The sequence below is a fragment of the Micrococcus sp. TCR-5 genome (assembly GCF_052220525.1).
In the GTDB taxonomy this organism is placed as follows: Bacteria; Actinomycetota; Actinomycetes; order Actinomycetales; family Micrococcaceae; genus Micrococcus; species Micrococcus luteus.
Genome location: NZ_JBQPDO010000016.1, coordinates 26,032 through 46,976, shown reverse-complemented (window position 1 = coordinate 46,976; position 20,945 = coordinate 26,032). Strand labels below are relative to the sequence as shown.

Sequence of the window (20,945 nt, the reverse complement as noted above, 5' to 3'; positions counted from 1 at the left end):
ATGGGTGCACACCACCACGCCTCGCCGGCGCACCGCTGGCGGCTGGCGGTCGCTTTCGCCATCACCACGGCGGTGCTGCTGGCCGAGGTGGCCGGGGCGCTGATCACCGGCAGCCTGGCCCTACTGGTGGACGCGGCGCACATGCTCACCGACGCTGGCGGGTTGCTGATGGCTCTGCTGGCCTCCACCCTGATGGCCCGGCCGCCCACGGCCCGGCGCACCTGGGGGTTCCTGCGCGCCGAGGTGTTGGCCGCCCTGGCCCAGGCCGCCATCCTGCTGGCCGTGGGTCTCTACGCCTTCATCGAGGGCCTGCAGCGACTGTTCGCCCCGCCCGAGGTAGCCTCCGGCCCTCTGCTGCTGTTCGGGATCCTCGGCTTGGCCGGTAACCTCGCCTCGCTGGCCGTCCTCGGCTCCGGCCGCGGGGCCAACCTGAACATGCGCGCCGCGTTCCTGGAGGTCCTCAACGATGCGCTGGGCTCGGTGGCCGTGATCGCCAGCGCCCTGGTCATCGCCACCACCGGCTGGGCGCAGGCCGACGCCGTGGCCGGGATGCTCATCGCCGTGTTGATTGTGCCCCGCACCCTGAAGATCCTGGCCGAGGCCGCGCACATCCTGCTCGAATCCACCCCCCGGGACCTGGACCTCGCCGAGGTTCGGGACCACCTTGAAGCGGTGCCGCACGTGGTGTCCGTGCACGACCTGCACGCCTCCCAGATCGCCACCGGGGTCCCCGTGCTCAGCGCCCACGTCGTCGTCGAGGACCACTGCTTCCACGACGGGCACGCCCCCCAGATCCTGGACCAGCTCCAACACTGCGTCGCCGAGCACTTCGACGTGGCGATCGACCACTCCACCTTCCAACTCGAACCCGCCGCCCACGCCCACCACGAACACCCCACCCACCACTGACCCAGTGGGGCTGGTTGAGCAATAGACGCGTCCGCAGGAGGAACCCCCCACCGGACACACCCGCAGCCGACATGGATGAACAGTGGCACGCCACTAGGGACATCCCGCATGACCCGTCCGGTGGTCCGTCCCGCGACGGCACGTCATACGACACGCCCCCGGGTGGGTCACCATCGGCGGCACACAGCTCCGCAGCCCGCGGTGGTCATCGGCGTTGGGCCAGCACCTTCTGTCCGGCTTCGCGCAGTTCCCCGGTGGGTGAGACGTGGCGGTAGAGGGTCTGGCGGGTGATGCCCAGTTCCTTACACAGGGCACCGACGTTGGTGTCCTTGTTCCCCATCGAGGCCATCGCCAGGCGGATCTTGGCCGGGGTCATCTTGTAGGGCCGGCCGCCCTTGCGGCCTCGGGCCCGGGCCGAGGCCAGGCCGGCCTTGGTGCGTTCGGAGATCAGCTCGCGTTCGAACTCGGCCAGGGCGGCGAAGATCCCGAACACCAGCTTGCCGGAGGCGGTCGTGGTGTCAATCGCCGCCCCCTGGCCGGTGAGCACCTTCAGGCCCACGCCCCGCTCGGTGAGCTCGTGCACGATGTTGACCAGGTGGCGCAGGTCCCGGCCGAGTCGGTCCAGCTTCCACACCAGCAGGGTATCCCCGGCCCGCAGCGCTTTCAGGCACGCGGCCAGATGGGGACGGTCATCGCTCTTGCCGGAGGCCTTGTCCTCGTACAGAGCCTCCGGTTCCACGCCGGCTTCGAGCAGGGCGTCGCGTTGCAGGTCGGTGGCCTGGGAGCCGTCAGCCTTAGACACCCGCATGTACCCCACGAGCACCGCCCACCACCCCTGTCATTTATTCGATCGTTTATGTGACACGAGGCCCGCAGAGCGAGATGTTGAGAAATATTGTCACGTAACCGGTCATTTATTCTACGTCTCGCAGACGGTCACGGCGCAGCTATGGTGACAGGTAGTCCGAAGGGATGCCGAGCTCGGTGAAATTGCTCCGGACGCCTTGGATCACTTCGTCGTTGTCGCGGCGGTACATCGTGCAGAAGTTGAAGAGTTGGCGGGCGGTCTCGGGGGTGGTCCGGGCTTCCTCGACGACGGCCTGAAAGTTCTTTTTGATCTCCTGCCAACGGATGGCGGTGGGGTCCGTGGTTTGTTCGGTGCTGCCGGGGTCGCGGGAAATGTCCGGTTGGGGCAGGAACACCTCGGCTTCGCGTCCGGGGCAGGTCATGGCCCGGGTTTCGAACAGGTGTATCGCGGTGGCGGCGGCTTCCAGGGACTGGAGTTGGCGCTGATCGGAGAGTTCCTCGTAGGGGCGCCACGGGCCCTGTCCGGCGCGGACCGGGTGGCCGGTGCGGTCCCACACCTGTCGTGTCAGCCGGCCGGGTGCGCCGCATTCGATGATGGTCGCGCCGAGCTCGTCGAGCAGCGTCCTGAGTAGTCGGAACCAGAGGCCTGCGTGCACCCGGTGTCGGGGAAGGGCGACGGATCCTGTGGTCAGGGCCTGCCAGGTCCGCTGGTCCATGCTCCGGATCGCCGCCCCGACCGGTCGCGGCTCGGGCCTACCCGGCGAGACGTGCCAGAAGTCGTGGTAGCCCACCGGGCCGTTGTGGCGTTCGAGTCGGCAGTGGTGGACGGGGCAGGAGAGCATTAGGGGCACCAGCCACGCCAGTTGGTAGGGGCAGGGAGGGGTGGATTCCATGGTGCAGCGCGGACAGGCCCGGTGTTGCCAGCCGGCATCCGTGGGCAACCAGGCCCGCCAGTCCTCCACGGTACGGTCGCGTCTCCTTCCCCGGGGCAGCAGTACCGCCAGCTGGCGGGTATAGGTGGTGTAGGCCTCCGCCGCTGGCTCGAGTTGGTCCAGCAGCCAGGGGGTCTGCCCGCCGAGAGTCATGGCCCGTATGGTGTCGGTTCCGGTTCTGGTGCGGCCGGCTAGCTGGTTGATGAATTCCTCCGGGGCGGCCACGTCCAGGTCCCCGGGGCGGGAGATGCAGAACCCGGTATCGAGAACGAGGTCCTCGACCTCGGCCCCGTAGCGGTGGGCTATCCGGCGCAGCCAGGAGGTGAGTGCCTCACCGGTGACCGGGGCCGGGTGCACCGGCCACCGAGTGCTCACAGCAGCTCGCGTTCGAAGACCCGGCGGCGTTCGGTCGGCCCGGTGTAGTTAGCCATCGTCAGGGTCCGGTGGTCGATGGCCTCGAGGCCGGACTCGACGGCGGCCACCGCGGCCGCGGTCAGCAGGTGGGCCAGCTCCCCGATGGTGCCCTCGCTGCGGGCCAGCAGGTAGCGGGCCATGTCCTCGGTGTCGATCACCGATGGTTTCCGGAGGGGGAAGGAGGCGGCGAAGCTGGCCAGCAGGGATCTCGCCTGGTCGTCGGCCTCCCAGAGCGGGAGCACGAAGGGTTCGAAGCGGTTCTCCAACTGGTCATCGGAGCGCACCGCCAGGTAGGCCTCGCGGGTGCCGACCCCGACCAGCGGGATGCGCAGTTCGTTGCCCAGAAACCGCAGTAGGTTCAGGAACTCCCGACGGGTGTCCCCGCGACCGGCCAGCACGTTGTGCAGCTCATCAACGACCAGCATCCGCGCCCCGACCTCGCGCAGCAGGGACAAGGCGAGGCGTTCGAGCTCCACCAGACGAGGCCGGGGCCGCAGGGGTGCGCCCAGGACGGACAGGATCGCGGTGTAGAACCGCAAGGGTGATGGTTCCGAGGGCATCTGCACGCACACCACCGGGACCTGCTCCCGGTCCGGTTCGGAGCTGGGCGGGTGCTGCCGGCGGAAGCGCTCGATGATCATCGACTTGCCGTTGTTTGTCGGGCCCACCAGTAGCAGGTTGGGCATGCGCTGCTTCGCCGGCCAGCCGAGCATGGTCTCCAGACGCTCGACGGCCTCGACCGCCTTCGGGTAGCCGATCCAGCGGTCCGCGCGGATCCGCTGGACCCGCTCGGCCGCCGGCAATCGCGCCACCGGCTGCGCGGCCGGGTGCAAGTGGGACAGCTCCAGCGGCTCGTACTCGTTGGCATTCACCATTGCTCGATCTCCCCGAACCGGGCCACCACATCCAAGTCCGTTGGTACGACCGGTGGTTCCGGCACCGGGGGCGTCGGCCTCGTAGTGGTCGTCCCGGTCTGGGTGCGGCGTTGCCTCTCGCGGCGGGTGCGCTTGGTGGTCTTCTGGGCGGTCTCGGAGATGGTGCGCATCTGCTCGATCATCCGGAACAGGCCCGACTCGTCGACTTCGGTGGCCCCACGCTCGCGCAGCCGGGCCAGAGCCTGCCGGTGCTCCCACACGCTGACCGCCGGGTTCGACAACGCCCGATACGGGACCTCGATGTACGCGGTGCCCTCGGGGTCCAGCACCCAGATGCGGCTGATATCGCGCGGATCCCGCCGGATGAGGAACCGCTCCAGGGCCTCGCGGCGTGCGATCCACGGCTTGAGCGCATTGGCGAAATAGTGGACATGGTCCAGAACAAACCCGGTGCGCGTGAGCTTGCGGCGGAACACGGGCAGAAAGTCCACTAAGAACGCCGTTGGGTTGGCCGTCGTCATCGGGGTACTGGTCGCTGCGACCGACTCGACCCACCGTCCGGCCGGGGTCTGGCCCAGCGTGGAGTGCACCGTGTCGTGGTAGGTCGCCACAGCCAACACCAGCCACCGCTCCAACTCGGCAATCGTCAGTGCGGCCATCTTCTCGGCGTCGTACGCTCCACGCTCGACTGGGTTCGAAAACGTGGTCCCCGGCAGCTCGTGGATCTGTCGCATGGCCGTGCCGATGACCCGCTCGACGATCCCGCCGTAATGCGGCCGGCCCAGCGGGCGGTAGTCGAGGCTGATACCGTGCTGGTCGCACCCGCGGGTGAGCGCTTCGCTCTTGAACTCCCGAGCATTGTCCACATACAGGGCCTTCGGCTTGCCACTCATCGGCCAGGCCGCGTCGATTCCGAGCCGCTCCAGCCAGGGCCGCTTGTCACCGGCCGCATGGGCCAGGCACAACCCCACCGACACCGCCGAGGGCGGCTCCAAGGTCACCACCATTCCAACCAGACACCGACTGCACACGTCGATGGCCACCGTCAGATACGGCCGTCCGATCGGCTGACGGTCACGGTCATCGACCACGATCAGATCCATGACCGTGTGATCGATCTGCACCTGGTCCAGGATCGACTCGACTACCGGAACCTCGTCCCCGGCCGATTGCAACGGCCGGACGCTCTCGGCCCCCTCGCGCCGCCGGCCCACCTCGACCGGATTCATCCGAGCGATCCGCGCGGCCACCGTGTTCCGTGCCGGAGCCGGCAGCCCCTGCACGGCGCAGGCCCGCGTGATCTCCCGATGCAGGGAGGCAATGCTGCGCTTCTGCCGGGTCAAGTACCGCTGGCACACCAGCTCACGGATGATCTGCTCCACTGGCTCCGTCAGCCGGCCCCCACCCTTGCCACCATCCGATCGCCGGGGGACAAGATCAGTGACCAGGCCCGAGCCCCGCCGGTACCGCTCCAGCAGCACGTACACCCGGCGCCGGGAGATCCCCAGCTCCATCGCGGCTTCGTCGACGGCAGCCAGTCCCACTGGATCGTGCTCGGCCAGGCGACCGATCACCCCGGCCCGCAACCGGGCCTGCTCCCACTCACGCTCGGGCACCGCAAGCACGCCCGGTCCAGCCATCTCATCCTGGTCGCCGTCCACGCCCGCCTCCTCATAGAGAACAGGACTACTGAGCAGATGCGACGCTAGTGCACAGGACTACTGAACGACCAGGGCTCGGGAGTCGACGACACCACCCCCGAGAGGACGGGCCCGAGAGCGCAGTCGACTTCTGAAAATGACACGAGGACTGAGCTCGCTCGACGTACGGTGAAGGATCCCCTTACGGGCATGCGATCTGGGCTGACGCCTGTGACCGAGTGTTCAGTTCGCGCTGTATAGTTCAATCCATGATGACTATTGCTTCGCGTCTCGACGTGATGAACCGCCTGGGTCGTGCACTGGCCGACCCCACTCGATCCCGGATCATCTTGACCCTGCTCGACCATCCCGCTTACCCGGCGGAACTGGCCCGAGATCTGGACCTGACACGCCCGAACGTGTCCAACCACCTGGCATGCCTGCGCGATTGCGGGATCGTCGTCTCCGAGCCCGAGGGTCGTCGGACACGATATGAGATCGCCGATTCGCACCTGGCGCAGGCGCTGACGGCACTGGTCGATGCCACCCTGGCAGTGGACGAAGACGCCCCGTGCATCGATCCCGCCTGCTCGCTTCCCGGATGCGACGCAGCTGGGGAGGGCGCATGAGCCTCACCTCGGTCTTGCAGGCGATGGGCCTGTTCGCAGCGACCAACATCGACGACATCATCGTGCTCTCCCTCTTCTTCGCGCGAGGGGCAGGCCAGCGCGGCACTACCGCCCGCATTCTGGCCGGCCAGTACCTCGGATTCGCCGGCATCCTCGGTGCCGCGGTCCTGGTGACCATCGGCGCCGGAGCATTCCTGCCCTCGGCAGCCATCCCGTACTTCGGCCTCATCCCTCTGGGCCTCGGCCTCTGGGCCGCATGGCAGGCCTGGCGCGGAGACGATGACGACGATGACGACGAGGCCAAGGTTGCCGGCAAGAAGGTCGGCGTGTGGACAGTCGCAGGCGTCACCCTTGCCAACGGCGGCGACAACATCGGCGTCTACACCCCTGTCTTCCTCAGCGTGGAACCTCTCGCAGTAGTCGCCTACTGCATCGTCTTCCTCGCGCTCGTCGCGGTCCTGGTGGCCCTGGCAAAGTTCGTCGCCACCCGCCCCCCGATCGCCGAAGTGCTCGAACGCTGGGAGAACATCCTCTTCCCCATCGTTCTCATCGGCCTCGGCATCGTGATCCTCGTCAGCGGCGGAGCCTTCGGACTCTGACGTAGCGGCAGCGATCCAAACGGCCCCGACCGGGCGCACCCCTCTCGGTTCAGACCGCGACACCTACCTGCAGCCAGTCCTGCGTGATCGCGGCAACAAGACCGCCACGGAGCGCTGCAAAAACCCCGCCACCAAGCGAACGAAGCCACAGGGCAGGGCGTGTAAAGGGGTATACCCGCGTGGACGTGGGTCAAGAACACTCCGTGCGACCACGCAGCCCTGTCCGAAGCGCCCGCATCCCCTCAAGAATGGCGAGGCACATTCTCGCCACAATCCGTGCCAGGGAGATGCGGCCTCTTACATGGACAGACGACACGGGCCCGCCTGCCGGAGCAGACGGGCCCGTGCACTGCCTCATCGGGAAGGTCGGGTCACTCGCGGTGCAGCTTGTCCTGCACCGTGCCCGCCAGCTTCTCGAGGCGGTTGGGCACCTCCGTCGTCCCGTAGAAACGGGAGTCCGGGTGGGTGGGCGGGGGCAGGGGGACCCCCGCCGGCGGCTCGGACGAGTAGGAGAACTCGCCCTTGCCGTCCGGGGTGGGGCCTGCAGCCCACGAACCCTCCGCAGTGGCCTGACCGTCAGAGAACTCATAGTGCGTGTACGAGTGCTCCGTGGCCTCCTTCTTCTGCGGGAAGTTGCTCGGCACCGGCATCTCCTCCAGGCCGTCTTCCTGCAGCTCCTTCACAGCCGCCGCCCACTGGTTCTGGTGCATCGTGTCCCGGGCCAGAAGGAAGGAGAGCAGCTCCCGGATGCCCGGGTCATCGGTCATGTGGTAGAGCCGGGCCACCTGGGTGCGGCCCTGCATCTCGGCGTTGAGGTTGGCGGTCATGTCGGCCAGCAGGTTGCCGCTGGCCGTGACATACGCTCCGGTCCACGGATTCCCCATGCTGTCCACGGGGCGAGCACCGGCACCGGCCACGATGGCCTGCTGCAGGTCGGTGCCCCCGATGACGGCGGCCACGGCCGGGTCATCCTGGATGGCGTCGGTGGTGATCCCCACCGGGGCCTTCTCCAGCAGCTGGGCCACCATGGTGGCGAGCATCTCGACGTGTCCGAACTCCTCGGCCGCCGTGCTGAAGAGTAGGTCCCGGTATTTGCCCGGGATGTGGGCGTTCCATGCTTGGAAGCTGTACTGCATGGCCACGGTGATCTCGCCGTACTGCCCGCCGATCACCTCCTGCAGCTTGCGGGCGTAGACCGCGTCAGGCTTCTCGGGGCTGGAGACGTGCTGAAGCTTCTGCTTGTGGATGTACACGAGAGACTCCCTCGATCGGGTCAGACGCGCGAAGGCCCGAGGGGCTCCACGCCGGACATCATCGACGCTACGCGGGTCTGACCGACCCGCGTAGAGCTGACCCACGCCAGAACTGCGCCGGTCACCAGCCGCGCCATGGACGCCAGCCCCACTCGGGGGGTGAGCGCTTTCGCCATCCTCCGCCTGCGGATGCGGCGGGTGGGTGACTCTCAGAGGCACGCGGCACAACCGGTCGTTTGTGGCTGCGCTTCCACGAGCACGAGACCAGCCCCTCACACTCCGAGCGTCTCGCCCTATCTCCACTGCGCCTCTGCACTGCTATCTTCCTAGCCATGTTCACTCTCTGACGGCATCGCGCTGAACACCCCACCATCACGAGAGGAACAACTGTGCCCACTGACCTTCTGACTCTTCACTTGCCGCAGCTCTACCCTGCTGACCAGCTCCCTGGAGGACTCGACTTTCGAGGGTTGGACGTTGGGATGGCCGACGATCTGGCCCAGTGCTATCTGATGAGCTACCCACCCGACGTCGCTGCCTCCGATCTAGACGAGGCGCGCGAGGAGATGAACGCGACCTTCCGCGGTGACTACGGAAAGCTGCGCGCCGATGCGAGCACTACAGCGTGGGTGGGTGGCCGTCTCGCCGGAGCCATCATGGTGGTCACCCACTCGATCTGGGACGAACACCTCACTGGTCCGTTCATCATCGACCTCTTCATTGATCCCCACGCACGCGGGAAGGGGATCGGGCGGGCTCTGGTCCAACACGCCATCGCAACCTGCTGCGACGCCGGTGACCACACTCTGAGTCTGCGCTTCGGACAGGGCACCTCCGATGCGGCCATGAGGATCTACCAGCGGCTCGGATTTCGCCCCGTGGGATAGGCAGATTCGGTCGTTAGTGACGAGGGGCCCTGCCATGCGCCGTGTGCGCCACCTCCGGCCCTGCCCCCCGCCGCACGGCCCGCCACAACCAACCCGCCAGAGCGGCAGCCGCCCGTACGTTTCGGGCGATCCCCGGGACCCGCGGGGGCGCCCACCTGGACACCCAGTGTCACCCCGGCCGGATCCCGCCCGATATGCGAAGAGTTCCCCGCGCGTCGTGGGGAACTTTGCCTGCATCTCGACAGCAAAGGCCCTTGCCCACCGATCCGCGTCGTGACACAGTTCACCCCATGATGCAGCAGCAGTGACCCCGTGGGTCGGACGACCCACCACCGGCCTCCCCGCGCGCCCGTCTCGAGCACGGCTCGACGGGCGCCTCTGCGCCCACCCCTTTCTTCAGAAAGCAGTCACCGCATGCCTGACATCATCGAATTCCCCCTGCCCGCCTCGTCGGACGACCCCCACTGGCGGGCCTACTGCCACCTCGGAGACGAGTACAACCACGAGCTGATCGGCACGACCGAGTGGGACGAGACCCCCAGGGACGCGCTCATCCAGGCCGCCGCCGAGACCGACCACACGCAGCGCCGCTACCTGGCGTACGTCGACGGCGAGGCGGTCGGCTACGCCCGCGTCCTGATCAACCACGTCGACGACCCTGACGCGGCCGCCCTCAACGTCTACATCCACCCGCGGCACCGCGGACGCGGCCACGGCCGCGCACTGGCCGAGCGGCTCGTCCTGGACACCGCCGGCCTCACCCGTTTCGAGACCTGGCCGCTGACGCCGCGGCCGGTGGCCGGGCAACGGACGCTCACCCCGCCCAACGGCGCCGGTGCGGTGCCCGCCGAGCATCCGGGTGTGCGTCTCGCCCAGTCCTACGGCTTCGCGCTCGTCCAGACCGAGCGGGTGAGCCGGTATGACTTCGCCGATCCCGGGATCGACCCCGCCGTCGCCCTGGCCGAGGCCGAAGGCGTCTCGTCGGACTACGAGCTCCACGCCTGGGAGGGCGCGGCCGACGCGTCCCTGCAGGACGACGTCGCCGTCCTCAAGGCCCGCATGGCCACGGACGTGCCGTCCGGGGAACGCACCGTGGTGGAGCAGGTCTGGGATGCGGCCCGCGTGCGTCGCATGGACGAGCAGATCCTCACGACCGGGCGGCTCTTCCGCGCGGTGGCGCGGCACCGTGCCACCGGTCGGATCGTCGCCCTGAGCGAGCTGGTGGCGCCCCGCTCGCGCCCGGACGGGCTGATCGACCAGTGGGACACCATCGTGCTGCCCGAGCACCGCGGCCGCCGCCTCGGCATGCGCGTGAAGGCGGCGAACCTCATCGCCGTCCGCGACGCGCTGCCCGGGGCCCGCGCGATCATCACGTGGAACGCCGAGGAGAACCGGCACATGCTCGACGTCAACGAGGCACTGGGCTTCCGGCCGGTGCTGGTCGAGGCCTCCATGGAGGCGCCGGCACCGCTGCGACGTCGCTGACGGCCCGCGCCCCTTGGTGCCGCCTCACCCCCGCTCGAGCGTCCGCTGGGCCGCCTCCCGCACCGCCCGCGTGAGCCGCACCAGGCGCGTCACGGGCAGTGTGGCCGCCTGCCAGTACAGGGGCACGAGGACGTCGTCGAGCCCGGGCACGCGGACCAGCCGGCCGGCGCGCACGTCCTCGACGGCCTGGGCGTCCACGAGCATCCCCCACCCCAGGCCGGCCCGGACGGACCGGTGGAACCCGTCGAACGACGGCGCCAGGTGCGTGGGCGGGGCGACGTCCAGCCCGGCGCCGCTCAGCGCGAGGCGCTGCAGGTCGTCCTTCGCGTTGTAGCGCATCATGGGCATCGCGCCGAGGTCGACGACGTCGCCCGCCGCGTGCCGGGCGCGCAGGGCGGGCGAGGCGAGCGGGACGTAGCGCATGCTCCCCAGCGGCTCCGCCGCACACCCCTGCACCGGCTGCGGCTCCGTGGTGACGGCGGCCAGCACCTCGCCCCGGCGCAGCAGCCGGGCGCTGTGGTCCTGGTCCTCGACGTGCAGGTCCAGGACCGTGTCGTCCCAGTCGGCGGCCTCGGCCAGGACGGGCCCGAACCACGTGCCCAGCACGTCGGCGGGCACGGCCAGGGAGGTGACGCTGCGCCCGGCCGCCGTGCGGCCCAGCCCGGCCCACGCCTCCTGTTCGAGCACCCGCATGTGCCGGGCCACGCGCACCAGGCCGACGCCGGCCTCAGTCGGCTCGCAGGGTGTGCCGCGCCGGAGCAGCACCTGGCCCACCTCCCGCTCCAGGGCGCGGATGCGCTGGCTGACCGCCGAGGCGCTGACGCCGAGCTCGTACGCGGCCGCCTCGAACGAGCCCTCGTCCGCGATCGCACGCAGCGCCTGCAGCTGATCAAGGTTCATGAAGCAGAGCTTAGGCACCTGCAGTTCTCTTCGTTTGGCTCAGGCCCGGCCGGGCCCTAGCGTCCTCACCCATGTGGACCCTCGCCGGCACCGGCCTGCTCACCGGACTCGCCCTCATCGTCGCCATCGGCGCCCAGAACGCCTTCGTGCTCCGCCAGGGCGTGCGCCGGGAGCATGTGGGCGCCGTCGTGCTGGTGTGCATGGCCTCGGACGCCGTGCTGATCCTGGCCGGGACCGCCGGGGTGGGTGCGCTCGTGCAGGCCGTGCCGTGGCTGCTCGAGGTGCTGCGCTGGGGCGGCGCCCTGTACCTGCTCTGGTTCGCGGTCTCCTCCCTGCGTGCCGCGCTGCGCCCGCAGGGGCTCGTCGCCGAGCAGGCGCCGCGCACCGCGGGTTCGGTCATCGCCACCACGCTCGCGCTGACCTGGCTCAACCCGCACGTCTACCTGGACACCGTGGTGCTGCTGGGCAGCCTCGCCAACCAGCACGGTCCCGACGCGCGGTGGGTCTTCGCCGCCGGCGCCGTCGCCGCCTCGGTCCTGTGGTTCACCGCGCTCGGCTACGGCGCACGCCTGCTGGCCCGGGTGCTCGCCGACCCGAAGGCGTGGCGCGTGGTGGACGTGGTGATCGCGGTGGTCATGGCGGTGCTCGCGGTCCGGCTCATCGCCGGTTCCGGCGTGTGGGGGTGAGCCGACAGACGCCGGTTCTGGCGTCGGGCTGAATCAAGGTCGCTCAACGTCGACCCGCCAGAGCTGGGCTCGTGCGGCCTCCGCGAACAGGGGTGCACCGCACGGCACCAGCCGCTCAAGGACGTCCCTGACGGTCAACGGAGGATTCCGTGTCGCGCCCGCTTGGGCTGCGAGGGCCGTCATCACTCGAGCCGGGTCCAGGTCGAGCTGGTTCATGAAAAACTCATCCGGACTCTGCACCTCGATGTCGAAGGACTCAACGACCTCCCGCGGGAAGTCCTTCAGATTCGCCGTGACGATCAGGTCAGCACGTCCCTGGATCGCGGCGGCGACCACATGCCGATCATCGGGGTCCGGAAGATCAATCCCGGGCACGAGCTGCTCCCACCCCTCGACCCGCGCGTCGTCGAAGGCGGCGTCCATGACCCCGGCACGGTGACGCGCCGCCCCCGACGCACGCATGTCTGGATGCATCGCTTCCAGTGCGCGCACCGTCTCGTCGAGGATCCGCCCGCTCCATACCGGCCGATAGAGGCCCGCCTCGGCCAGATGCAGCAAGGTGTCCGCTTGGGCGATGGGCACGAGGACGCACGCGTCGAGCACCGCGCTGAAGCGCGCCACTACCCGCGCTCACCCCGGAGGTCGGCGCGAGCCTGACGCAACGCCTCGCGGTAGGACTCCGCCTTCTGGTCGTAGAGCCCCGCAGACGAGGCCTCCCCTACGAGGTCGCTCAGCGAGGCACGCCGCTCCCCGCGCTTCCGCTGCTGATAGGACACGACGTCTTGGAGCCGGATGCGTCGGTGCCGACCACCGGTCGTCCTCTCGTACGGCAACGCGCCCTCCTCGAGCAGCCTCACCAGCGTGGGACGACTGATGCCGAGGAAGTTCGCCGCCTCCTGTGTCGTGAGCAGCTGGTCGACGGGTGCCACCGTGATGGCCTTGCCCACCCGCATCGCCTCGACGACGTCCCGCAGGACGTTGAAAGCCTCTGGCGGCAGGGGGACCTTCTGCCCATCAGGGCCGACCAGGGCGGCCGGCTGCGTCAGGCCGTCGAGGAACCTGCCGACGTCGAGCATCTCCTCGAGGTCCGTCGGCGGCAGCACCGTGTGCTTGTCATTCACCGTCGCAGTCATGGAACAAGACTACCCGCGAAAACGAAAAATTCGCAGTTTCCTCTCGCGTCCGCTTCCCCGCTCCGGGGCGCTGCGTCAACCGCGCGCGTAGGCGAGCGACTCCTCGATGATCCCGACGACGACGGCCAGCTCCGCCTCGTCCCGCGGACCGTAGAGCATCCACTCCGTGCCGAAGTCCGCGTAGCCATGCGGTTCGAGCCATCCGAGCTCGGTCAGACGAACGCCGCGCTCGGGCGCCAGGACGAGGTGCACTGACGTGTCGTCCACCCCATGCAGGTGCACCGGCTCCCAGCGCCGGCCTGGTGAGAGGTTGACCTCCGGGGTGCGCTCCTCCGGCCGGCCTGTCAGGTGGACGGCGCGCGACGTTGCTGGCGAGACGGTGCTGTGGCCCTCCTCGACGCCGTCGAGGGCGAACACCGCAGCGACCAGACGGCCCCACAGCTCCGGCGATGATCGCTGATCAAGCTGTCGGTGGGGCCCCTCGGTCGACGTCGCGGGACGACTGCCCGGCCGGGGATCGTCAGCGGTGAGCCGGACACGGGGGCTCGCATCAGGATCCATGCAGACGATCCTGACGGGGCCCCGCCGGCCAGGCAAGGCCATCAGGCCCCCCTCACTCCCCGCCCAGCTCCTCCCGGAGGATCCGCGCGCCGGCCACGAGCGCGGCGGTCTTGTCCCGCGCCACGGAGCGAGCCAGCGGCGCCATGCCGCAGTTGGTGCTCGCGATCAGCTTGTCCGCGTCCACGAACTCGAGGGTCTCCCGGAGGGTCGCCGCGACCTCCTCGGGCGTCTCGATCTCGTCGCTCGCCACGTCGATCGCGCCGACCATCACCTTCTTGCCGCGCAGCAGGCCGATGAGCTCCGCCGGCACCCGGGAGTGGTGCCGCTCCAGGGCGATCGTGTCGATCGTGGACTCGCGCAGCAGCGGGAACGACGTCTCGTACTGGCGCCACTCCTCCCCGAGCGTGGCCTTCCAGTCGTTGTTCGCCTTGATCCCGTAGCCGTAACAGATGTGCACGGCCGTCTCACACGTCAGGCCCTCGGCCGCACGCTCGAGCGTCGCCACGCCCCAGTCGCGGACGTCGTCGAAGAACACGTTGAACGCGGGCTCGTCGAACTGCACGACGTCGACGCCCACCGCCGCCAGCTCCCGCGCCTCCTCGTTGAGGATGCGCGCGAACTCCCACGCGAGCTTCTCGCGGCTGCCGTAGTGGCGGTCGGCGAGGGTGTCGATCATGGTCATCGGCCCGGGCAGGGTCCACTTGATGGGCCGGTCCGTCCGCGCGCGCAGGGCCTTCGCGTCGTCCACGAACACCGGCGCCGGCCGGCCCACCTCCCCGACGACGGTCGGCACGCTCGCGTCGTACCGGTCGCGGATCCGCACCGTCTCGCGCCGGTCGAAGTCCACACCGCCGAGGTGCTCGATGAACGTGGTGACGAAGTGCTGGCGGGTCTGCTCGCCGTCGCAGACGATGTCGATGCCCGCACGCTCCTGATCGGCCACGGCGAGGGCGAGCGCGTCGAGCTTGCCCTCGCGCAGCTGCTCCCCCTCGAGCTTCCAGGGCGACCAGAGCGTCTCCTCCTCGGCGAGCCAGCCGGGCTTCGGCAGGCTGCCGACGAGGGCGGTGGGGATCAGGGTGGTCATCGGGTCTCCTCGGTGTCTCGTGCGGCGTGGGCGGCGGCCCAGCGTTCCAGCAGGTCGCGGTGCGGGCCCACGAAGTGCTCCTGCGTGTACTCCCCCTGCTCCCGGCCGAGGCGGGCCCGCTCCTCGCGGTCGTAGGCGATCCGGGTCTGCGAGAAGTCGCCGTGGTCCAGGCGCGGCCGGTAGACCTCGCCGGCCCCGGCGTTCGCGTTGTAGATCTCCGGCCGGTAGATCCGCTGGAAGGTCTCCATGGTGGCGATCAGCCCGGCCAGGGAGAGGTTCGCGTGGTCGTTGAGCAGGTCGCCCCGCGAGTAGAACGCCAGCGGCGCCACGGCCCCGCGCGGCAGGAAGCACCGGATCCCCAGGCCCATCCGGCCGAAGTAGCGGTCCGTGCGGGAGGGCTCGTCCTGGCGGTACTCGACCCCGAGCACCGGGTGCTCGTTCGTCAGCCGCCGGTAGGTGCGGCTCGTCGACACGCTGATGCAGATCACGGGCGGCTGCGGGAACCGCTCCCGGTACGCCTGCGAGTCGAGCAGGTGCTGGAACAGCCGCCCGTGCAGGTCGCCGAAGCCGTCGGGCTCCTCGGTCCCCGGCGACGTCGCCGCGTGCGCGGGCAGCACCACGGAGAAGTCGTGGTCGCGGACGTAGGAGGAGAAGTTGTTCCCCACACTGCGGCCGAGCACAGCGCCCGTCGCACGCTCGACCACCCGCACGTCGAGCATCTCCATGAGCGGGAAGTCGACATCCGCGCCGTCGTCGGCGGTGAAGTGCACGTCGATCGAGACGATCTCGATCCGTGCCGTGTAGCGGTCCCGCTCCGGGTTGTCCCAGGGGGCGAGGTCGTTGAGGCGCCCGTCGATCATGGCCAGGGCGGCGCGCAGGTTCTCCCGCCGGTCCGCACCGCGGGCGAGGTTCGCGAAGTTCGTGGTGGCGCGCGTGCTGGCGGCGGGCGTGTAGTCCTCGTCGAACGGCGTGGTGTGGATGCTGAACGTCAGGTCGTCCACGCGGGTGGGCGCGGTGCTCGGGACAAGGGTGGCGTGGCTCATCGGGTCCTCTCCGGGGTGCGGGCGTGGGTGGTGCGGTGGTGGGCGGGGGCGGGACGGGGCACCGCGGACGACGACGGCGCCCCGCGGCCGGCGGCGACGCGTGCGGCGCACTCGAGGCCGGCCTCGAGGTCCGCCTGCAGGTCGGCCACGTCCTCGATGCCGACGGAGAGCCGGACCAGGTCCGTGGGGACGGCCAGGGGCGTGCCCCGCACGGAGGCGTGGGTCATCTCGGAGGAGTAGCAGAGCAGCGATTCGACCCCGCCGAGGCTGACCGAGAGCGCGAACAGCTCGGTGGCCTCGGCGAACGCGCGGGCCGCGGCCTCTCCCCCAGCCAACCGGATGGAGACGATCCCGCCGAAGCCGTCCATCTGCCGCGCGGCGAGTGCATGGCCCGGGTGGTCGGGCAGCCCGGGGTAGAAGACCTGGGCGACCTCGGGGCGGCCCTGCAGCCAGCCCGCGAGCGCGGCGGCGTTGGCGCCGTGCCGGTCCATGCGCAGGCCGAGCGTCTTGAGGCCGCGGGCGGCGAGGTAGGAGTCCTGCGGGCCGGCGACCGCACCGGCGGCGAACTGCTGGTAGGCCACCGCCTCGGCCAGCGCCCGGCCGCGGAACTCGCGGTCGGCCACCACCACGGCGCCGCCGAGCACGTCCGAGTGCCCGCCGATGTACTTGGTGGTGGAGTGCACCACGACGTCCGCGCCGAGGTCGAGGGGCCGCTGGAGGTAGGGCGAGGCGAACGTGTTGTCCACGACCAGCAGCGCGCCGGCGTCGTGGGCGATCTGCGCCCAGGCGGCCAGGTCCGCGATGCCGAGCAGCGGGTTGGACGGCGTCTCCACCCACAGCAGCGCGGTGCGGCCGGGACGGACGGCCGCGGCGACCGCCGTCGGGTCGGTGATGTCCACGGGGGTGTTGGACACGCCCCACGGCTCGAGGACGGTGGTGATGAGGCGGTGGGTGCCGCCGTAGCCGTCGCCGCCCAGCACGATGTGGTCGCCGGGGCGCAGCACGGCCCGCAGGAGGGCGTCCTCGGCGGCGAGCCCGGAGGCGAACGCGAACGCCCGGTCGCCGTGCTCGAGGGCGGCGAGCTGGGTCTCGAAGCCGTTCCGGGTCGGGTTGGAGCCCCGGCTGTACTCATGCCCGGCGCGCAGCACGTTGATGCCGTCCTGCACGAAGGTGCTGGTCTGGTAGATCGGCGGCACCACGGCGCCGGTCAGCGGGTCGGGCTCCTGGCCGGCGTGCACGGCGGTGGTGGTGAAGCCGCGGACGGCGGGGCGGGACACGGAGCGGGTGGTGTGGTGGACGGCGGTCATCTCAGCGCACCTCCTGGGTGACGGCGGCGGTCTCGGGGACGGCGGGCGTGGCGGCGGGGACGGCCGGCCCGGCGGCGGACACCGCGGCCAGGGCACGGTCCAGGTCCGCGATCAGGTCGTCGGGACACTCCAGCCCGATGGAGAGCCGGACGGTGGTCTCGGCGATCCCGGCGGCCTCGCGCTGCTGCCGCGTCAGGCGGCAGTGCGTCATGGTCGCCGGGTGGGAGACGAGGGACCGGGCGTCACCGACGTTGACCACCAGCTGGAACAGCTCGAGCGCGTCGAGGAACGGGGCCACGGCCTCGGGGCCGCAGGCCAGGTCGAAGGAGAACACCGAGCCGACGCCGTCCGGGAAGTCGCGGGCGGCCAGCGCCGCGCTGGGATGCCCGGCCACACCGGGGTGGTGCACCCGCGCGACCGCGGGGTGCCCGGCCAGGTGTTGGGCCACGGCCAGCGCGGTGGCGGTGTGGCGGGCCACGCGCAGGTCGAGCGTCTCGAGCCCCTGGATGAACTGCGCCGCGCTCGCGGGGGCGAGGGTGGGGCCGAGGTCGTGCAGGAACTTGCTGCGGGCCAGCGTCAGGTAGGCGCCACGGCCGTGCCGCTCGACCAGCGTCTGCCCGCCGTAGCGGGCCTTGGGCCGGGCCAGCTGCGGCCACCGGTCCGGCGCCGCGCCGTAGTCGAACGTGCCGCCGTCCACGATCGCGCCGCCGAGCACCGCGCCGTGTCCGCCGAGGAACTTGGTGGCCGAGTGCACGACGACGTCGGCGCCGTGCTCCAGCGGCCGGTAGAGGGCCGGCGTCGCGAGGGTGCTGTCCACCACCACCGGCACACCGGCCGCGTGGGCGAGGTCCGCGAGCGCGGGCAGGTCCGGGAGGGTGGCGAGCGGGTTGGTGATGGCCTCGAGGAAGAACGCGCGCGTGTCGGGCCGGACCGCGGCGGCCCACGCGGGCGGGTCCGCCGGGTCCGCGAAGGTGACCTCGATGCCGAAGTCCGCGAACGTGTCCGTCAGCAGGTCGACGGTGCCCCCGTAGAGCTGGCTGGAGGCGACCAGGTGCTTGTCGCCCTGCAGCAGCGCCAGCAGGGACAGCGCGACGGCGGCCTGGCCGGTGGCCGTGGCGATCGCGCCGATGCCGCCCTCCAGTGCGGCGAGGCGGTTCTCGAACACCGCGACGGTCGGGTTGCCCGTGCGGCTGTAGGTGAAGCCGGGGGTCTCGAGCCGGAACATCGATGCCGCCGTGGCGTGGTCCGGGAAACGGAACGCCGTGGTCTGGTGGATGGGCGGGACGACCGGCCGGTGGGGTGCGGCGGGCTCGTAGCCGGCGTGGACTTGCTGTGTGGCGTGACGGGGCATCTGCTCTCCTCCATCGGTCCTGGCGGTAGCACCGGGCCTGCCGTTCCCGGGGGTCCGGGTCCGGCGGGCGGGTTGCTGCGGCGTCGTCGAGCCAGATCTCTCGGCCGCTCTGGATGGGTGGTGAGCCCATCCCACGCGGTGGGCCGCCGCGAGTCCAGCGGGCGGCCGGCTCGCGCGTCACATGAGCCGCCACCGCGCCATCCAGGACCGGCCGGAGCCTCTCCGGGGCGCGGCGGGCCGTGGCAGACCCGTGTGACGGACCGGCGTGGAGGGGGGGGTGTGTCAGACTCCCGGGCATGACGCAGAGCACACCGGGCGGACCGGCCACGGGCCTGCCCGACTTCCGTCCCTCGGGCAACCAGGGCGTGGACCCGGCGCTGTACGAGATAGAGAACGCGGCCATGGACCGTGAGGGCGCCCTCTGGGCGGCGCTGCAGGAGGCGGCGCCCTGGACCGGGCGGACGCTGCTCGACCTCGGTGCGGGCACCGGCTTCTGGCTGCCCCGCTACGCCGACGCGGCCGAGACGATCGCCGTCGAGCCGGACGCGCGCCTGCTGGGGGCCGCCCGCGCCCGCCCCGGCGGGGCGCGCGTGCTCTACGGCTCGGCCGAGCAGATCCCGCTGCCGGAGGCGAGCGTCGACGTCGTGCACGCCCGGTTCGCGTACTTCTTCCCGCACCCGCGCTGGGACGTCCGGCCCGGCCTGGACGAGGTCACCCGGGTGCTGCGGCCCGGCGGCGCGCTCGTGGTGATCGACAACGACACCGAGCGCGGCCAGTTCGCCGAGCTGCTGCGGGCGAGCACGAACGCCGCGGCGCAGGGCCAGGACACGTACGCCCGCGAGTGGTGGGCCGGCATCGGGGCCGAGACCCGCGAGGTCATGAGCTCGTGGACCTTCGACTCCCGCGCCGACCTCGAGGCCGTCCTGCGGCTGGAGTTCGAGCGAGGGGTCGCCGACGCGTGGCTCGCCGAGCACCCCGCAGCGACATCACTGAGCTACGGCTACCTGCTCCACGTGTGGCGGTGAGCACGGACCCGCGTCGCCAGACGCCTGCCCCCCGCGGCTCTGACACTGGGACGCCCCCGCTGCCGGAAGGACGGGCGCGGTGGCTGGTCGCCTCCAACGCCCTCGACGCGGGTGGCCGGTCCGCCACGGACGTCGCCCTGGACGTCCTGGCGGTGCTCCTGCTCGGCGTGGGCGCCGACGGCATGGGCGTGCTGATGACGCTCTCCGGGTTGGGATTCCTCCTACTCGGCGTGCCCCTCGGCATCGTGGTGGACCGACACCTCAGCCCGCGGCTGCTCGCGGCCACCGGCCTCGCCAAGGCGGCGGTGCTCGGCTCGCTCGTCGCGGCGTGGGCGCTCGACGCGCTCACGTTCGGTCACCTCGCCGCCGTCATGACCCTGCTGGGCGTGCTCACGGTGCTGGCCGAGACCACCCAGACCGCGCTCGTGCCGCGCGTCGTGCCGGCCACCGCCGTCGCCCGCCTGACGGCGCGGCTCGAGTCCGCCGACGCCGCCCTCGTGTTGATCGTGCCCGCCGCGGCGGGCGTCCTCGTCGGGTCGCTGGGCGCAGGGCCCGTGCTCGGCATCGCGACGGCGTTCCTCTTCGCGGCGGCGATCGTCGCGCTCCGGGTGCGGTTGCGGCCCTCCGCCGCGGCGGACGTCCCGGACGACGACGGGGACCCCGGCGTCGCGGACGTCCTCTCCCGCTGGGCCCGGTTCGGGAAGGACGCCGCGGAGGGGTGGACGGTCCTGCGGCGCACCCCGGTCCTGTGGCTGCTGACGATGGGGTCGGTGGCCGCCAATGTGGGCATGGCCCTCTTCGCCCCGGTCGAGGCGGTCTGGATCCTGACCGACCTGCGGCTCGGGCCGGAGTTCCTGGGCATCCAGATCACCGCGGGCGCGGTCGGGGCACTGACGGCCTCGTCCCTGGCGGGCCGGGCCATCGACCGCCTGGGCGAGCGCCGGTGCATCCTCCTCGGCTCGGTCGGCTGCGCCGTGGCCGTGGGGCTGCACCTGCTGGCCTACGCCGACCGCGCTCATGCCGGGCCGTGGCTGCTGGCCGGCGCCGCCCTCTGGGGGTTCATGGTCCTGCTCGGGAACATCACCCAGGCTGCCGTGACCGCCCGCGCCTGCCCCGAGGGCACGCTCGGGCGGGTCACCGCGATGCGCCGCACCCTCACCCGGGGCTCCGTGCCGCTGGCGACCCTCGCGGGAGGTGCGCTCGGGGCGACGCTCGGGGTCGGCTGGGCGCTCGCGGGGTGGCAGGTCCTGGCGGTGGTCTCGCTGGCCGCCGTCGTGCCGGCCGCGCGACATCTCGGGCCGAGGACGGCTGAGCGCTGAATCCGCGCGACCGATGCTCCTTGCGCGGGCCGTCCGGAATAAGGACGACCCGCGTAGAGAACGTCGGCCCGGCGCGGGACCACCCCGCCGCGCGTCCAGCCCGGCA

General features: G+C 70.9%; 21 protein-coding genes. 8 read left to right on the top strand and 13 right to left on the bottom strand.

All coding sequences use genetic code 11. The features are described from left to right. On the top strand, positions 1-909 hold the full coding sequence (locus tag ACTSKS_RS09660; RefSeq protein WP_036313825.1) for a cation diffusion facilitator family transporter: 909 nt from the start codon (positions 1-3) through the stop codon (positions 907-909). Between the two features lie 205 nt (positions 910-1,114). On the opposite strand, the gene ACTSKS_RS09655 is transcribed toward ACTSKS_RS09660, so the two are convergent. The 4 genes from ACTSKS_RS09655 to ACTSKS_RS09640 form a co-directional block, all read right to left on the bottom strand. Further along, the gene (locus ACTSKS_RS09655; RefSeq protein WP_036313821.1) at positions 1,115-1,732 is read right to left on the bottom strand and encodes a recombinase family protein; all 618 of its coding nucleotides are present in this window, start codon (positions 1,730-1,732) and stop codon (positions 1,115-1,117) included. 124 nt (positions 1,733-1,856) lie between these two features. Next, entirely contained in the window at positions 1,857-3,023 is a 1,167-nt protein-coding gene (locus ACTSKS_RS09650) for a TniQ family protein (RefSeq protein ID WP_080695849.1), read from the bottom strand. Next, the gene (locus tag ACTSKS_RS09645; RefSeq protein ID WP_049147597.1) at positions 3,020-3,937 is read right to left on the bottom strand and encodes a TniB family NTP-binding protein; all 918 of its coding nucleotides are present in this window, start codon (positions 3,935-3,937) and stop codon (positions 3,020-3,022) included. The genes ACTSKS_RS09650 and ACTSKS_RS09645 overlap by 4 nt, the downstream gene beginning before the upstream one ends. Further along, positions 3,931-5,598, bottom strand: a complete 1,668-nt coding sequence (locus ACTSKS_RS09640; protein WP_102708790.1) for a Mu transposase C-terminal domain-containing protein — start codon at positions 5,596-5,598, stop codon at positions 3,931-3,933. Before ACTSKS_RS09640 ends, ACTSKS_RS09645 begins: the two co-directional genes overlap by 7 nt. Before the next feature lie 248 nt (positions 5,599-5,846). On the opposite strand from ACTSKS_RS09640, the gene cmtR reads away from it, so the two are divergent. Further along, the gene (cmtR, locus tag ACTSKS_RS09635) at positions 5,847-6,206 is read left to right on the top strand and encodes a Cd(II)/Pb(II)-sensing metalloregulatory transcriptional regulator CmtR (RefSeq protein WP_017488126.1); all 360 of its coding nucleotides are present in this window, start codon (positions 5,847-5,849) and stop codon (positions 6,204-6,206) included. Next, the gene (locus ACTSKS_RS09630) at positions 6,203-6,805 is read left to right on the top strand and encodes a cadmium resistance transporter (RefSeq protein WP_036318100.1); all 603 of its coding nucleotides are present in this window, start codon (positions 6,203-6,205) and stop codon (positions 6,803-6,805) included. The genes cmtR and ACTSKS_RS09630 overlap by 4 nt, the downstream gene beginning before the upstream one ends. Positions 6,806-7,176: 371 nt before the next feature. Here the strand turns inward: ACTSKS_RS09630 and ACTSKS_RS09625 are convergent, their stop codons facing one another. Further along, a complete protein-coding gene (locus tag ACTSKS_RS09625) occupies positions 7,177-8,058 on the bottom strand; it encodes a manganese catalase family protein (RefSeq protein WP_063189949.1) in 882 nt (293 codons plus the stop codon). 482 nt (positions 8,059-8,540) lie between these two features. Here ACTSKS_RS09625 and ACTSKS_RS09620 point away from each other — a divergent pair, with 482 nt between their 5' ends. Both ACTSKS_RS09620 and ACTSKS_RS09615 read left to right on the top strand, forming a co-directional pair. Next, positions 8,541-8,945: a GNAT family N-acetyltransferase gene (locus tag ACTSKS_RS09620; protein WP_079118296.1), complete on the top strand. Its 405-nt coding sequence runs from the start codon at positions 8,541-8,543 to the stop codon at positions 8,943-8,945. 414 nt (positions 8,946-9,359) lie between these two features. Next, a complete protein-coding gene (locus tag ACTSKS_RS09615) occupies positions 9,360-10,430 on the top strand; it encodes a GNAT family N-acetyltransferase (RefSeq protein ID WP_036314953.1) in 1,071 nt (356 codons plus the stop codon). A gap of 24 nt (positions 10,431-10,454) precedes the next feature. On the opposite strand, the gene ACTSKS_RS09610 is transcribed toward ACTSKS_RS09615, so the two are convergent. Further along, complete coding sequence (locus ACTSKS_RS09610; RefSeq protein WP_036314951.1) at positions 10,455-11,330, bottom strand: ArgP/LysG family DNA-binding transcriptional regulator; 876 nt, start codon at positions 11,328-11,330, stop codon at positions 10,455-10,457. 71 nt (positions 11,331-11,401) lie between these two features. On the opposite strand from ACTSKS_RS09610, the gene lysE reads away from it, so the two are divergent. Beyond that, positions 11,402-12,016, top strand: a complete 615-nt coding sequence (gene lysE, locus ACTSKS_RS09605) for an L-lysine exporter (RefSeq protein WP_036314948.1) — start codon at positions 11,402-11,404, stop codon at positions 12,014-12,016. Positions 12,017-12,049: 33 nt separating this feature from the next. On the opposite strand, the gene ACTSKS_RS09600 is transcribed toward lysE, so the two are convergent. From ACTSKS_RS09600 to ACTSKS_RS09570, 7 genes are all read right to left on the bottom strand, one after another. Next, on the bottom strand, positions 12,050-12,637 hold the full coding sequence (locus ACTSKS_RS09600) for a PIN domain-containing protein (RefSeq protein WP_036314945.1): 588 nt from the start codon (positions 12,635-12,637) through the stop codon (positions 12,050-12,052). Then, positions 12,637-13,149 (bottom strand): helix-turn-helix domain-containing protein, encoded by a 513-nt coding sequence (locus ACTSKS_RS09595; protein WP_036314943.1) that lies wholly within the window; start codon positions 13,147-13,149, stop codon positions 12,637-12,639. The genes ACTSKS_RS09600 and ACTSKS_RS09595 overlap by 1 nt, the downstream gene beginning before the upstream one ends. 75 nt (positions 13,150-13,224) lie before the next feature. Continuing rightward, complete coding sequence (locus ACTSKS_RS09590) at positions 13,225-13,566, bottom strand: luciferase domain-containing protein (protein ID WP_060973795.1); 342 nt, start codon at positions 13,564-13,566, stop codon at positions 13,225-13,227. Positions 13,567-13,762: 196 nt separating this feature from the next. Next, positions 13,763-14,794, bottom strand: coding sequence for a methionine synthase (locus ACTSKS_RS09585; RefSeq protein ID WP_036314939.1), 1,032 nt, complete (start codon positions 14,792-14,794; stop codon positions 13,763-13,765). Then, complete coding sequence (locus ACTSKS_RS09580; RefSeq protein ID WP_052520042.1) at positions 14,791-15,837, bottom strand: DUF1852 domain-containing protein; 1,047 nt, start codon at positions 15,835-15,837, stop codon at positions 14,791-14,793. Before ACTSKS_RS09580 ends, ACTSKS_RS09585 begins: the two co-directional genes overlap by 4 nt. Beyond that, positions 15,834-17,144, bottom strand: coding sequence for a cystathionine gamma-synthase (locus tag ACTSKS_RS09575; protein ID WP_041103384.1), 1,311 nt, complete (start codon positions 17,142-17,144; stop codon positions 15,834-15,836). The genes ACTSKS_RS09580 and ACTSKS_RS09575 overlap by 4 nt, the downstream gene beginning before the upstream one ends. 1 nt (position 17,145) lies before the next feature. Beyond that, entirely contained in the window at positions 17,146-18,495 is a 1,350-nt protein-coding gene (locus ACTSKS_RS09570) for an O-acetylhomoserine aminocarboxypropyltransferase/cysteine synthase family protein (RefSeq protein WP_020626562.1), read from the bottom strand. Positions 18,496-18,791: 296 nt separating this feature from the next. Here ACTSKS_RS09570 and ACTSKS_RS09565 point away from each other — a divergent pair, with 296 nt between their 5' ends. Both ACTSKS_RS09565 and ACTSKS_RS09560 read left to right on the top strand, forming a co-directional pair. Then, a complete protein-coding gene (locus ACTSKS_RS09565) occupies positions 18,792-19,520 on the top strand; it encodes a class I SAM-dependent methyltransferase (RefSeq protein WP_442927495.1) in 729 nt (242 codons plus the stop codon). Further along, on the top strand, positions 19,517-20,839 hold the full coding sequence (locus ACTSKS_RS09560) for an MFS transporter (RefSeq protein WP_223247479.1): 1,323 nt from the start codon (positions 19,517-19,519) through the stop codon (positions 20,837-20,839). The genes ACTSKS_RS09565 and ACTSKS_RS09560 overlap by 4 nt, the downstream gene beginning before the upstream one ends. The last annotated feature ends 106 nt before the right edge of the window (positions 20,840-20,945 follow it).